16 protein-coding genes and 1 riboswitch are annotated in these 13,896 nt (G+C 31.4%); of the genes, 13 read left to right on the top strand and 3 right to left on the bottom strand.

The genetic code is table 11. The annotated features are described in order from the left end of the window. The first annotated feature begins 38 nt into the window (after positions 1-38). Positions 39-458: an HNH endonuclease gene (locus tag A7L45_RS19215; protein ID WP_071614280.1), complete on the top strand. Its 420-nt coding sequence runs from the start codon at positions 39-41 to the stop codon at positions 456-458. A gap of 188 nt (positions 459-646) precedes the next feature. Here A7L45_RS19215 and A7L45_RS19210 read toward each other — a convergent pair whose 3' ends face one another. Next, a complete protein-coding gene (locus A7L45_RS19210) occupies positions 647-1,444 on the bottom strand; it encodes a metal ABC transporter permease (RefSeq protein WP_071614279.1) in 798 nt (265 codons plus the stop codon). Positions 1,445-1,453: 9 nt separating this feature from the next. Further along, on the bottom strand, positions 1,454-2,113 hold the full coding sequence (locus A7L45_RS19205) for a metal ABC transporter ATP-binding protein (protein WP_071614278.1): 660 nt from the start codon (positions 2,111-2,113) through the stop codon (positions 1,454-1,456). A gap of 289 nt (positions 2,114-2,402) precedes the next feature. On the opposite strand from A7L45_RS19205, the gene A7L45_RS19200 reads away from it, so the two are divergent. The 5 genes from A7L45_RS19200 to cobS all read left to right on the top strand — a co-directional run bounded on the left by A7L45_RS19200 (position 2,403) and on the right by cobS (position 5,916). Next, positions 2,403-2,663: a DUF3892 domain-containing protein gene (locus A7L45_RS19200; protein ID WP_071615060.1), complete on the top strand. Its 261-nt coding sequence runs from the start codon at positions 2,403-2,405 to the stop codon at positions 2,661-2,663. Positions 2,664-2,853: 190 nt separating this feature from the next. Further along, a complete protein-coding gene (gene cobT, locus A7L45_RS19195) occupies positions 2,854-3,942 on the top strand; it encodes a nicotinate-nucleotide--dimethylbenzimidazole phosphoribosyltransferase (RefSeq protein ID WP_071614277.1) in 1,089 nt (362 codons plus the stop codon). Between the two features lie 13 nt (positions 3,943-3,955). Then, positions 3,956-4,543 (top strand): alpha-ribazole phosphatase, encoded by a 588-nt coding sequence (gene cobC, locus A7L45_RS19190; RefSeq protein ID WP_071614276.1) that lies wholly within the window; start codon positions 3,956-3,958, stop codon positions 4,541-4,543. Positions 4,544-4,556: 13 nt separating this feature from the next. Continuing rightward, positions 4,557-5,105: a bifunctional adenosylcobinamide kinase/adenosylcobinamide-phosphate guanylyltransferase gene (cobU, locus tag A7L45_RS19185; RefSeq protein WP_071614275.1), complete on the top strand. Its 549-nt coding sequence runs from the start codon at positions 4,557-4,559 to the stop codon at positions 5,103-5,105. Between the two features lie 58 nt (positions 5,106-5,163). After that, positions 5,164-5,916 (top strand): adenosylcobinamide-GDP ribazoletransferase, encoded by a 753-nt coding sequence (cobS, locus tag A7L45_RS19180; RefSeq protein WP_071614274.1) that lies wholly within the window; start codon positions 5,164-5,166, stop codon positions 5,914-5,916. Between the two features lie 229 nt (positions 5,917-6,145). Here the strand turns inward: cobS and A7L45_RS19175 are convergent, their stop codons facing one another. Further along, positions 6,146-7,057: a transposase gene (locus A7L45_RS19175; protein WP_071614273.1), complete on the bottom strand. Its 912-nt coding sequence runs from the start codon at positions 7,055-7,057 to the stop codon at positions 6,146-6,148. Positions 7,058-7,296: 239 nt separating this feature from the next. Next, positions 7,297-7,426, top strand: a riboswitch (cobalamin riboswitch). 162 nt (positions 7,427-7,588) lie between these two features. On the opposite strand from A7L45_RS19175, the gene A7L45_RS19170 reads away from it, so the two are divergent. From A7L45_RS19170 to cbiE, 7 genes are all read left to right on the top strand, one after another. After that, the gene (locus A7L45_RS19170; protein WP_071614272.1) at positions 7,589-8,422 is read left to right on the top strand and encodes a sirohydrochlorin cobaltochelatase; all 834 of its coding nucleotides are present in this window, start codon (positions 7,589-7,591) and stop codon (positions 8,420-8,422) included. A 67-nt stretch (positions 8,423-8,489) separates the two neighbouring features. Next, positions 8,490-9,578 (top strand): pyridoxal phosphate-dependent aminotransferase, encoded by a 1,089-nt coding sequence (locus tag A7L45_RS19165; RefSeq protein ID WP_071614271.1) that lies wholly within the window; start codon positions 8,490-8,492, stop codon positions 9,576-9,578. A 116-nt stretch (positions 9,579-9,694) separates the two neighbouring features. Next, entirely contained in the window at positions 9,695-11,020 is a 1,326-nt protein-coding gene (locus tag A7L45_RS19160; protein WP_071614270.1) for a cobyrinic acid a,c-diamide synthase CobB, read from the top strand. A gap of 64 nt (positions 11,021-11,084) precedes the next feature. After that, complete coding sequence (locus tag A7L45_RS19155; protein WP_071614269.1) at positions 11,085-11,711, top strand: precorrin-8X methylmutase; 627 nt, start codon at positions 11,085-11,087, stop codon at positions 11,709-11,711. Positions 11,712-11,764: 53 nt separating this feature from the next. Then, a complete protein-coding gene (locus tag A7L45_RS19150) occupies positions 11,765-12,028 on the top strand; it encodes a ribosomal protein L7/L12 (RefSeq protein ID WP_071614268.1) in 264 nt (87 codons plus the stop codon). Between the two features lie 29 nt (positions 12,029-12,057). After that, positions 12,058-13,143, top strand: coding sequence for a cobalt-precorrin-5B (C(1))-methyltransferase CbiD (gene cbiD, locus A7L45_RS19145; protein ID WP_071614267.1), 1,086 nt, complete (start codon positions 12,058-12,060; stop codon positions 13,141-13,143). A 95-nt stretch (positions 13,144-13,238) separates the two neighbouring features. Next, entirely contained in the window at positions 13,239-13,844 is a 606-nt protein-coding gene (gene cbiE, locus A7L45_RS19140; RefSeq protein WP_071614266.1) for a precorrin-6y C5,15-methyltransferase (decarboxylating) subunit CbiE, read from the top strand. The last annotated feature ends 52 nt before the right edge of the window (positions 13,845-13,896 follow it).

Genomic DNA, 13,896 nt, shown 5'->3' with positions numbered 1-13,896 from the left:
AATTGTTTTGTCTTTTAATACTTTAAGGGGGTAATATATTGCTTACGTGTGAAGTCTGTGGAAATCCAGCGGATAAACATCATATAGTTTATAAAAGCCAAGGCGGAATTGAATTTCCACTTAACTTTAGATATCTTTGTACATTGCATCATAGGGGCGAAACAGGCCCTCATAAGAATAGGCGATTAGATTTAGAATATAAAATTGATATGCAGAGAAAACTTGAAAATATTTTAATAAAAGAAATTTATCCAATTGAAGAATTAGAAGTCTTGCTTAAAATAAACAAGGGAATGATAAAAAGACTCTTTAAGGATTATAAACTCAAGGTCAAAGGGGTTAGAAAAGCTGATATTATTGCTAATCAAAATGATATAGGATATAAAAGAGATGATATTATTTTTAGGCTAATGGGTGGCCAAAAATATGATGAGAATATGCTTTTAGAAGAAATTTAAAAAATTATATAATTATTAAAAAAACTATGAAAAGTATAAGGTGATTTCATAGTTTTTTTAACTCTGATTAATAGCATTACCTAACCAACAAGTTGGGTTAGCTTAAGAACTATTTTTTCGTAAATGAAGCCTATGGTCTCTAAATGACCTTCCTGAATTTCAGAAGATTATAGTATTTGAAGTCACATCTAACCCCTTGATAATATTTTTTTACTACTTATTACAATAATTAATACAAAAACAGAAGTCAAAGCAATACTGCCTCCTGGGGCACAATTTACATAGTAGGATATAACAAGCCCTAAAATTATGTCAATGAAGCCAAACATTATAGAGCAAAATAAAGTTTTCTTAAAACCTTTATTTAGCTGCAATGCTGTTGCTACAGGTAAGGCTATCATGGATGACATGACAAGTATTCCAAGTATTCTTAATGATACTGAAATAGTGGCACCCACAAGTAGAGCGAAGATGTAGTTAATTACTTTAACTTTTGCGCCAGAAACCTTAGCTCCTTCTTCATCGAAAGTAATATATAGTAATTGATTATATAATGAAAACAATGTTATTATCGAAACAATGCTAAGTACAAGCATTATGTACAAGTCATTTTGTGTAACAGTTAATAGGCTTCCGAATAGATAAGAATTAACATTAGCACCGGCTTTACCTGTACTTATTAAGGTTATTGCTATACCTACACTAAAGGTAAGTATAATTGCTAGAATTAATTCTGCATATTTTTTGTAATAATCTCTTAAAAATTCAATAGATAAACCACATAGGGCTGTAAAAGCAAAAGCGCCAAGTATAGGATTGAAACCAAAAACAAGTCCTATAGCGACACCGGCCAAGGAGGCATGTGCCATTGTATCTCCCATCATGGAATACCTTTTTAACACAAGAAAAACACCTACAATTGGAAAAAGTATAGAAATTAGAACTGAGGCAATTAAAGCATTTTGCATAAAACCATATTCAAACATAAAGTAGAGTTAGCCCCTTTCCTGGGTTATTTTATATTTATAATCATTAATAGTATAAAGTATTCCATTTCTATTACTCATTTCGAAAATATCTGTTGAGTTATCTAATGCAGCTTTTAAATTATGTTCTACAGAGACAACTGTAATTCCTAGGTTAGTATTTAACCCCTTAATAATTCCATATATATCTTCCATGCTTTGAATGTCTATTCCAGTAGAAGGTTCATCTAAAATCAATAGCTCAGGATTTCCTATTAAACTCCTAGCTATAAAAATCTTTTGTTGCTGACCACCAGATAGATTTCCAATAAGAGTATGGGTATGGTCCTCCATTCCCACTGCCTTAAGACTTTTTGAAATTAGACTTTTATCTTTAAGTTTTAGTACCCTCCTATGGCAATTTAGCATTTCATAAACTGTTATAGGGAACTGCGCATTAAAATTTTCAACTTTTTGTGCAACGTATGCTATTCTTGATGTATCTATAATAATTTGACCACTATTTGGTTTCAATAAATTTAATATCAATTTAAGTAAGGTACTTTTAGCACTACCATTTTCACCTAAAATTGAAACGTAACTGCCCTTCTCGATTTTAACATTGATGTTATCTAGTATGTATTGCTTTGAATTTGTATATGTAAAACATAAATTCTTTATGTTAATCATCAATTTCCTCCTTATTAGTTATAACAAAATTAACCATACAATTATACAAAAATTATATGATTAAAATAATAGTAGCAACAGACATTATACACCTAAATGCGAATAACTTGCAAGAACTCTATATATATTATTGCCAAAAAATTTAAATAATACATATCATAAAATTTATATAATTGGTAAAACTGTATATGAAGATACTTTATTTTATAAAATAGCTAATATTGCTTTAGTATCTATCAATAAAAATGCATTTTGTTATGCATTTAATATAATAGGAGGTAGTGTTATTATGAATAAAAGCGAAGGCTCAACTCATGTAATTAGTAAAGTGGCGAAAGACAATCAAGGAGAAATAACAGCATATGAACTTGAAAATGGAGAAATAATTTCTAAAGAACAAGCCGTCTCACTTGCCAAGCAAGGAAATATAAGTGGAGTTTCTGTCTCAACTTCTAAAAAAGGTGAAGAATTCTTAAGAAGTCTACCTGATCAAAATAAAGCAAATAACTTAGAAAGTTTACCAATTATAGATGATAATGATATATACTAGAAAAAATAATGAAAAGAAGGAACAGGGACATTTTGGTGTTCCTGTTTTTTGGGGCTTAAATGGATAAGAGGTGGGGGACGGTTAACAACTAATGAACATTCTTGATGTTAATTAGCTGTTTTGCTTGAAAAAGTTTTTCCTTTGGAATACTATTAGTGTAATAAACTTAGACGAGCAGGGGGATAAACAAATGGGACTTTTAAAAGAAACATTACAATTTATAGAACCGCTAAATAAGGAAGCAGTGAAAAAGGCTTGGGATAGACTGGATAGTTTATCAAAACCTATAGGAAGTCTTGGTGAATTGGAAAATATCATAGCTAAGATGGCAGGAATTACTGGAAACATACATAATAAAATCAATAAAAAGAATGTTGTTATAATGTGTAGTGATAATGGAGTTGTGGAAGAAAATGTATCTAACTGCCCTAAAAGTGTAACTGCTACAGTAACTAATAATTTCACTAAAAAGATAACAGGCGTTTATGTGTTATCGAAATTTTCTGGAAGTGATATTACTGTTGTAGATGTAGGCATTGATGCTGATTTAAACAATCCTAAAGTTATAAATAAAAAGATAGCATATGGTACTATGAATATGATGAAGGGTCCCGCAATGACTAGGGAGCAGACAATTAAGGCTATAGAAGTTGGAATTGAAACAGTTGATAATTTAGTTCTCGATGGTTATGATTTGCTTGGAACTGGCGAAATGGGTGTAGGTAATACTGCCACAAGTGCAGCAATTTTAAGTGTTTTCTCTGGACTTGAAGTTGAAGAGTCAGTAGGCAAAGGCTCGGGAATAACAGAGGAGCAATTCATTAATAAAAAAAGGGTTATTAAAAAATCTATTGAGGTAAATAAGCCAGATAAAAATGATGTTATAGATGTTATCTCAAAAGTTGGTGGATTTGATATTGCAGGGTTATGTGGTTGCTTCTTAGCTGCGGCTAAAAACAGGGTGCCTATTGTTATTGATGGGTTTATAGCATCCGCGGCAGCACTTTGTGCTTATAAATTAAACCCTTTAGTAATAGGGTATATTTTTGCATCCCACTTGTCTGCGGAACCTGGAGCGGATTTTGTAATGAAAGAAATTGGCTTAAAACCAATGCTAAATTTGAACATGAGACTAGGAGAGGGTTCAGGTTGTCCTCTGGCTTTTAATATTATTGAGGCGGCTTTGTACACAATGGATAATATGGGAACGTTCGAAGATGCGAAGCTTGACAGCAAAAAGTATATAGATATAAGGGAGAATCCCTTAGAAATATTGTAGGGTGTGATAAAATATGAATATATATCTGTTAAGACATGGTCAAACTGAAGAAAATAGAAAAGGTTCTTATTATGGTAATTTGGATATATGTCTAAATGAAATAGGTGTAGCTCAAGGAAATAAGGCAAAACATTTCTTTAGTGATATAAAATTAGATAGAGTATATGTTAGTGATAAAAGAAGAACTTTGGAAATGGCAAAATTAGCTTTAGGGTTAAAGGAAATGGAAATTATACAAGATAGCAGAATAAATGAGACTAATTTTGGAGACTTTGAAGGTAAAACTTACGAAGAAATTAAGATGCTTTATCCTAAGGAATGTTTATGCTGGACGGATAATTGGAAAGAATTCGTACCACCTAAGGGTGAAAGTTATGTTGAATTGTGCATGAGAGTTAAGAGTTTTATGGACAATATTAAAAAGTTAGATTTTGATAATATTTTAATATGTGCTCATTCAGGGGTCATAAGGGCTATATATTGTTATATTATGGATGAAAATATTGATTTATTTTGGAAATTTGGATGTAAAAATGGAGATATAAGCATTATTAAATATGAATATGGTAATTTATATATTGATGCCATTATACATAACTAGGAGGTGAGTGTATATGAACAAAATAATTTTAGTAACTGGTGGAAGTCGAAGTGGGAAAAGTAGTTTTGCTGAAAAAATCTTTAAAAATACTGATGATGTCTTATATATTGCAACGGCAATAGTTACAGATGAGGAAATGGGTGATCGGATAAAAAAGCATATAGACTCGAGAAACTCAAGATGGACAACCTATGAGGGTTTTTATGACTTGGATAAGGCTATAGAGAAATACGATATAAGCAATATATTGCTTGATTGCGTTACAATTATGATAACTAACTTAATGTTTAAGGAAAAAATAGATTTTGATAAAATATCTATGGGAAAAATAGACGAGTTATTAGATGATATAAAAACTCAGTTTGAAAAGTTAATATTAAAGGCTAGGGTAGCAAATATTAATTTAGTTATGGTAACTAATGAAGTAGGTTCTGGACTTGTACCGGAGAATAAGCTTAGTAGAGTATTTAGGGATATAGCAGGATTTGTAAATCAATACATAGCAAGTCAAAGCGATGAGGTATATCTAGTTTCTTGTGGGTTACCTTTAAAATTAAAATAATTATTACAATATAGGAAAGAGGTGAGCTTTGCAATGACAGCTCGTTGCAAGCAATGAAATGAGAGAATATTTAAATGATTTTTTACTGTTTTTTCAGTTTTTCACACGAATACCTATAAATAAAAGTTTAAATTGTGAGAAAGAAAACTTTAAGAGAGGATCTATATTTTTTCCTATAGTGGGATTATTTATAGGAATTGTTCAATGGATAGTATATTATTTGTTAATAAAAGTGTTACCAGTAAACATTACAGCAGTATTTGTAGTTATAATACCAATAATTATTACTGGAGGATTGCATGTTGATGGACTTGGAGATACATGTGATGGCTTCTTTTCGTTAAAAGGTGATAAATACAAAATCATAGAAGTTATGAAAGATAGCTCAGTAGGTACTTTCGCGACTATCGCTATAGTATTTGATATGTTAGTACGTTATGCCGCGGTGACTACTATCATACAAATTGATTTACCACTTATATTAATTGCGGCTCCAATAATTGCAAGATTTACTGTGGTATTTATATCTTTTATAGGTAAAAATGCTAAAGAGACAGGTTCAGGTAATATATTTATTGCCAATATTGATGTTAAAAGACTAGTAATTGCAGGGGTAATAACTATTATACTTGGAGCTTTATTAATAGGAATCAAAAATAGTGTTGTATTAATAGTTCCAGCTTTATTTTTAAGTTTCTTATTTAATAAGTTCTGTGAGAGCAAAATTACAGGACTCACAGGTGACAGTTTGGGAGCTAATAATGAATTAGTTGAGATTTTAACAATGATTTTGTTTATAGCAATAATTTAGGTAAGCCTCAGGTGGGGACGGTTAACAACTAATTAGCTTTTATTTAGGTGCAAATTTTTTTAGAATTTGCACCTTTTTATGACTAAATTAACTAATTAATCTAGCATTTTATTTTTTGTTATAATAGATAATGCATTTCCCAAGCTTGTCCAATGTTCACTCAAATAAATATAGTTAATTATTATTCTGAAATTTTTATAAATTTCTTTAATATGAAAATTAGTATTTATTAAGAGTAACATTTAATAAAATCATCAATAATATTTCTATATTTTTCTTCTGTCCCGATTAAACCTATACAAATAGTGCTTAATCTAGATATTCTAGCTTGAGTAATATTTCCAAGCGTGTTAGATATGTCTTTTGATTTAAAATTGCATAAGCTTCTCATTAAAACAACAGCTAAAGCTTTCGCTTTAACACATTTTCTACTGTACTTCGTATAAAAATGGATTTTTGATATATTCATCTTAAATGATATAAATTCCAATATGTCATCTGGTTTAAAATCGCGTATCAGTATGTTCCTTTCACTATTATAATCTGTTTTTTCATCTTCAAACTCCATTTCCTGTTCTAATTTTTCTTCATTACACCTAAAGAGAAGGTTATAGTAATTTTTCCTTGCACTTTTAAGGTTATCACCAAAAAGACTCATAACAAATACATAATCAACTAAGTTAAAAGAATCAGTTGTTTTTCCTAAAAATATTGATAGACTAGAAAAAGTGAATTTTTCAGGAGAATCTTTATATTCGATTATGTCTGTAGGATTATTGTGCACATAAAGAGATAAGGTCCTTAAATATCTATCGTTATAAACTATTTTGCTCTTAAATCTATCTTTAAAAAGGTGTCCTTCCCTTTTATATTTTCTATTAAAGTACATTGCATAAGAAAAATTTATACCATGCATTATTTTTGATATATCACAGCCATTAGCATCAATCATTAAATGTGCGTGGTTATCCATAAGGCAGTACCCATAAAGCTTAAAATTATGGAGAGTTTTATACTTCTTTATAAGTAATAAATACCGTTTCTTATCTTCGTCATCCTTGAATAAAGTTACTTCACTTATACTTTTGCACATGATATGAAATATCGACTCATCTGTTTTTACTCTTGCCGTTCTTGGCACAAAAATCACCTCTCCTCATAAAGTACTATTTTAATTGTTTCCTATGGAGTATAATGCTATTCATTTTTTTAGGTTAATGTTCATTAGTTGTTAACCGTCCCCGTCTTAAATATTATCTAAAACAGCAATTAGTTGTTAACCGTCCCTTACCTTTCTCCCTTAGGACTAAAGATAACCCTCCAACCCTTAAGTTTTACAATGACATTGACACCGCCACTTAATTATAATAAACTAATAGTACAATAGAATATAATTTTAGGTGCCTAGAGTATTAGGTGAAAAGGGAATGTGGTTTAAGTCCGCAGCAGCCCCCGCTACTGTAATTGAGAAATCAAAAGCCAGGAGACCTGCCTAAATGATGTTAACAAAGCTTTCGGAGGGAAAGGACTTTTTAATGCAGTTAATTTTATTACAAATTAATTAAAAAGTAGTCGCTATCTCAGGTGAACTACTTTTTGTTTTTTTGAAAAGATATTAGGAGCAAATAGAGTTCAAAATTCCGAAAAATACATGATAAGGTGGAAGCAAACAATGAAGAAAGCAATTTTAGTTGTAAGTTTTGGAACAACATATGAAGACACAAGAAAGGTAACTATTGATGTAATAGAAAATAAAATAAAAAATACCTTTGTAGATTATGACATAAGAAGAGCGTTTACTTCGCATGTTATTCTTAAGGTTCTTAAAAATAGAGATAATATTTATATAGATACACCAGAGGAAGCTTTGGAAAAACTCAAAAATGAAGGTTATAATGAGGTAATTGTTCAGCCCTTACATGTTATTCCAGGAGCAGAATATGATTATGTAAACAATGTAGTTAATAAATATAAGGAATGCAATGCATTTGACAATATTTTGGTAGGAAGACCACTTATATGTTTTAAGGGAGAAGAGGATGGCGTGCCGGATGATTACACAATAATGGTTGATGCTTTATCAAATCAATTACCAAAAGATGACACAGTAATTTTAATGGGTCATGGTACAAGCCATATTGCGAATGCAGTATATTGTTGCTTCGAAAGTGTTCTAAGGGACAGAGGGTTTAAAAACGTTCATGTAGCAACAGTAGAGGGGTATCCAACTTTGGATAGAGTAATACCAAACGTTATAGCTCAGGGGACTAAAGAAGTTATTCTAATGCCGCTACTTTTAGTTGCAGGCGATCATGTTAAGAATGATATGGTTGGTGAAAAGGAAGAGTCATGGAAAAATGTTTTAGAAGCAGAGGGATTTAAAGTAAGGATATACCTACATGGATTAGGAGAAAATATTGCTGTACAAGATATTTATATACAACATATTAATGATGTAATTAATGAAAAATTTAAAAATGTAGGAAAAACACATAAGGGTATTTAGAAGTATTCGTGGCTACTTGAAGATGAAATTATAAGTACAGGTGGAGCCCAAAGAAAGGAAGGTATTTATGATACATGGTGGAGATATTTATACTAATGGATTACTTGAGGGACGAGAACTATTAGATTATAGTTCTAATATAAATCCACTTGGCGTTCCTAAAAGTTTTACTGACAATATTAGTTTTGCTTTAGATGCATTAACTAGATATCCAGATATTCAATATAGGAATGTATTAAAGGCACTCGGCAAATACATTAGTTGCCCAGAGGAGTATTTTGTTTTAGGAAATGGGGCAGCTGAAATAATTGATTTAGTTATATCTTGCCTTAGAAGTGTACTAATTGTAGTACCTTCCTTTGTAGAGTATGAAATTGACGCTAAAAAGTGGGCTTGTAATATAGAATATTCTCACTTAAAAGAAAATTTTAATGGGACTGTTTTGCTAAAGCATAAGTATGCTCAGCTCTCTTATGATTATGAGGATATCCTTAATAGATTACGAAATGTAGAGGGGGTAATCCTAGCTAATCCTAATAATCCTAATGGTAATATCATTGATAAAGCTAAGTTTAAAAAAATTCTTGATTATTGTGAGGGTAATAATAAAATCATAATAATAGATGAGGCTTTTATAGAATTTACGGGAGATAATTTGCACAGTTTTGCGCAGAGTGTTAAAACTTATAAATGCTTATTCATAATAAGGGCCTTAACAAAATTTTTCGCAATGCCAGGCATAAGATTTGGCTATGGAGTTAGTAGTGATGCTAAATTAATAAAAAAAATTAAAGATAAACAAAACCCTTGGAATATAAACTGTTTTGCAGAAGTTGCAGCAATTAATGTGCTAAGGGATGTCGAGTATATTGAAAAAAGCAAACAATGGATAAGAGATGAAAGACCTATTTTCTTAAAGGCGTTAAATAGTATTTCATTTATAGATAAAGTCTTTTTAACTTATGGTAATTTTGTGTTATGTAAATTAAAGGGTATAGATGCAGATGAGTTTTATAAACTGTGTTTAGAGCAAGGATTTGTTGTAAGGAAAGCAGATAATTTTAGGGGACTAGACAAAAAGTTTATAAGGCTGGCTATTAAGGATAATGTCAGAAATGAAAAGTTGATTCGGTGTTTAAAAAAATTAGAACTTTAGGCCAAAACTTGAGGGACGGTTAACAACTAATTGAACTTAAGTGAGAGTCAAAACTTGAGGGACAGTTAACAACTAATTGACTTTAAGGGCCAGTCCATAAAAGGATGTGAGTGTAAATGCAGAGTATATTTATAGCTTCAAATGCAAGTGGTGGTGGTAAAACCACAGTAACCCTTGGGATTATGAAAGCCTTAAAAAATAGGGGCTTCAAGGTGCAGGGTTATAAAGTAGGGCCTGATTATATAGACTCGGCTTTTCATTCAAAGATAACGGGACAAGATTCAAGAAATCTGGATTTATATCTTATGGGAGAGGCCGGAGTTAAGGCTAGCTTTTCTAGAGGCCATGGTGATTTAGGGGTAGTTGAAGGTGTAATGGGATTATATGATGGCAAAGGAATATATACATCATATTCTACATATCATGTGTCTAAGGTTTTAGATTTACCTATTATACTTGTACTGTCTCCAAAAGCTCAGGTAGCAACCTTTTGTGCAGAAATAAATGGAATAGTTAATTTTAAAGATGCGAATATACGTGGCATAATATTAAATAACATAACAGAGAGTTACTATAATTTGCTTAAATCGGCAATTGATAAAAATTGTAAAATAAAAGTTTTAGGTTATCTTCCTAAAGATGAGAGATTATCTTTGAAAAGTAGGCATTTAGGGTTAATTCAAAGTAGTGAAATAGAGGACCTTGAGGAAAAAATTGAAGTTTGCGCCAAATTATTAGAAAAACATTTGGATATGGATCTATTATTAGAACAATTTAATGAAAGTAAAAAATATGTAGATAATTTTCATGTTGAAAATAAGGGCAAAAGAATAGCTGTAGCCTACGATAAAGCTTTTAGTTTTTATTATAAAGAAAATTTAGAGCTTCTAGAGGAACTCGGAGAAGTTATATACTTTAGTCCACTTATTGATAATGAACTACCGAGCAATATTGATTTTCTTTATTTAGGTGGGGGGTACCCTGAGGTATTTATAAAAGAGTTATCTGAAAATACATCTATGATTTATAGTATTAAAAAAGCTCTTGATAGTGGACTACCCTGTTACGCTGAATGTGGAGGATTAATGTACCTTACTTTAGGGGAAAAGAGTCTAGATGAAGAACAAATAACACATAAAGCTGTTGGCTTTTTTGATGGATATTATTCCTTAACAACAAGACTTCAGAATTTTGGATATGCGAAAATTAAGGTAGAGGTAGAAAATACTATTTTGCCAAAAGATATGAGCATAAACTGCCATGAGTTTCATAAATCATTTGTTGATTTACAAGAAGAAAAAATATTTAAACTTTCTAAAGACGTTTATGATGGAAGCCGAAAAAATTGGTTATGTGGATATATTAAAAAAAACACTATAGCGGTGTACGGACATGTTCACTTTTTTGGAAATTTATTATGGTTTAAAAAAATTTTTAAATAGATGGATTAAGTCAATTAGTTGTTAACCGTCCCCATCTGATTCTAAAACAAAAGGAGATTGAAATATGGATTACATAAAAATTCCTATGGACATAGAAAAGAGAAGTTTTGAAATTATTGGACAAGAAATGGGAGAGCATGAATATTCCCCTAGAGAACTTTCAATAATTAAAAGAGTAATACATACTACGGCAGATTTTGATTATAAAAATATATTATATATTCGAGATGGAGCAATAGATGCGGCTGTAGAGTTACTTAAAAAAGGAGTAACAATATATACTGATACAAAAATGGCGCTAGCAGGTATAAATAAAAAAGCTCTTAAAGATTTGAATTGTAATGCCTTATGTTTTGTTAGTGATGAAAAGGTGGCTGAAATTGCTAAGGCACGTCACATAACACGTTCTATGGCAGCCGTGGAGAAGGCAGTAGAAGATGGTGTTGAGTTCTTTATTTTTGGTAATGCACCTACAGCTTTATTTAGATTAAAGGAATTAATTGAGGAAGGAAAATGTAATGCCAAATTTATAATAGCAACACCGATAGGCTTTGTGGGAGCTGCAGAATCTAAAATAGAAATTGAAAAATTGGACATCCCAATGATTGTTGTTAGGGGAAGAAAAGGTGGAAGCACTGTGGCTGCATCTATATTAAATGCATTAATGTATATGATAGTGGACAGAAGTTAGCACGTAGATTAAGAACTTTTTTAATAATCATAATGGGGGAGAGGAGATATAATATGGATTACCTAATACTCTTTGTAATTGTACTTTATATTTCAATACTTACAAATAAGATTGATTCATTGCAAAAACATATAACTCGCATGAATTCAAATTTGATTAAGATCGCAAGGCAGGTAGGAGTTCCAAAAGACCCTTTAGATGATGAGTTAAAAAGTATCATAGACAAAGAGGGGAAAATTAAGGCTATAAAAAAATGTAGAGAGATTACTGGATTTGGATTAAAGGAAGCAAAAGATTATGTTGATAACCTAAAATAAATGACAACCTTAACAGGGGGTACATGATAATGCTTGATTTATATGTTAATTTTAATGGTAAAAAACTTAGGTGTGGATATACAACTGGATCTTGCGCTGCTGCGGCCGCAAAAGCGGCTACGCAAATATTGTTTTATGATACGGATATTGATGAGATAAAGATAGACACCCCAAAGGGTATAGAACTATTGCTTCCAATATATAAGGTAGTAAAAGGAGAAACCTTTGTTGAGTGCTGCATTATAAAAGATGGTGGAGATGATCCTGATGCAACTCACGGCATGGAAATCTGGTCAAGGGCTGAAAAATCAGAATCAGGATATACATTAAAAGGCGGAATAGGCGTTGGAATAGTTAGGGGAGAAGGATTATATGTACCTAAGGGTGACTGGGCGATTAACCCAGTTCCTAGAAAAATGATAGAAAAAGAAGTAAGGGAAGTGTTGCCAAAAGACGCCGGGATTACAATAACTGTATTCGTACCCGAGGGGGAAGAGGTGGCCAAGAAAACATTTAATCCAAGGCTTGGAATTGAAGGTGGCATATCGATACTAGGAACAACGGGCATTGTAACACCAATGTCACAGGAAGCGCTTACAGAATCTATTAATATAGAAATATCCCAAAAGGTAGCCGCCGGTCATAAAAATCTCACCTTGGTTTTTGGTAACATGGGGGAAGATATGGCAACAAAGATAGGGTTTAAATCTGATAATATAGTAATGGTTTCAAACTATATAGGATTTGCTTTAAATAGCTGCATGGAAAAACATATAGAAAGCATTCTTCTTATAGGGCACATCGGAAAAGCATGCAAGATAGCAGCTGGATGTTTTCAAACTCATAGTAGGGTATGCGACGTGAGGTTAGAAGTAATAGCACTAGAATTAGCTTTAATAGGCGCTCCTACTGATATTGTAACTAAAGTTTATAAAGAAAAAACTACAGAAGGAGCAATAAAGTTATTAGAGGATGATTATAATGAAATATATGAAAGCATTGCAAATAAAGTAAAGAAAAGATTATTTCAGTATACATATGATACTATACCCGCAGAAGTTATTATGTTTTCTATGAATAAAGGAATTTTGTGTGACACTAGGGAAAATAAGTAGGGACGGTTAACAACTAATGAACATAATGTTTGGACAAATAAGCGGGGACAGTTAATAACTAATGCATGAATAAATAGTGAAAGGTTGCAGAAAATATGGTTTATATAGTGGGTATTGGGCCCGGAAACCCTAAATATATTATTCCTTTGGCAGTAGAGACTATGGAAAAGGTTGATGTGATCATAGGTTTCGAGAGAGCTGTAGCGAGTATACCTAAAACTAATGTTCAAAAGATAATAGTTAAAACATTAAAGAATATTATGGATTATATAACAGAAAATATTGATAAAAATATCGCAATAATAGCATCGGGTGATCCGTGTTTTTATGGTATAGTAAACTATATAAATAATAACTTTAAAGGTAAAACAGAGATAGTTCCAGGTATAAGTTCTTTTCAATATTTAATGTGTAAGCTCAAAAAACCATGGCAAAATGCTCATCTAGGTAGTATGCATGGTAGGCAAGAAGATTTTATAGAGATTGTGAAAAGTCATGAGATATCTGTGTGGCTTACTGATAAAAGTAATTCACCACAAGCTTTATGTAGAAAACTTTTTGATAATAATATCGCAGCTACTATTTATGTTGGTCTAGAATTATCTTATGCGGATGAAAAAATAATAAAAGGTACAGTTGAAGAAATTAAAGATAAAGTTTTTGATGATCTTAGTGTGGTTGTCATAGAAAATATAAATTAATTAGCTACATGATAATATATGGCTAGAGACTATTTTACTAGAGATGGAGGGC

This window comes from Clostridium estertheticum subsp. estertheticum (assembly GCF_001877035.1).
Lineage (GTDB): Bacteria > Bacillota > Clostridia > Clostridiales > Clostridiaceae > Clostridium_AD > Clostridium_AD estertheticum.
This window is presented reverse-complemented; position numbering and strand designations above follow the sequence as displayed.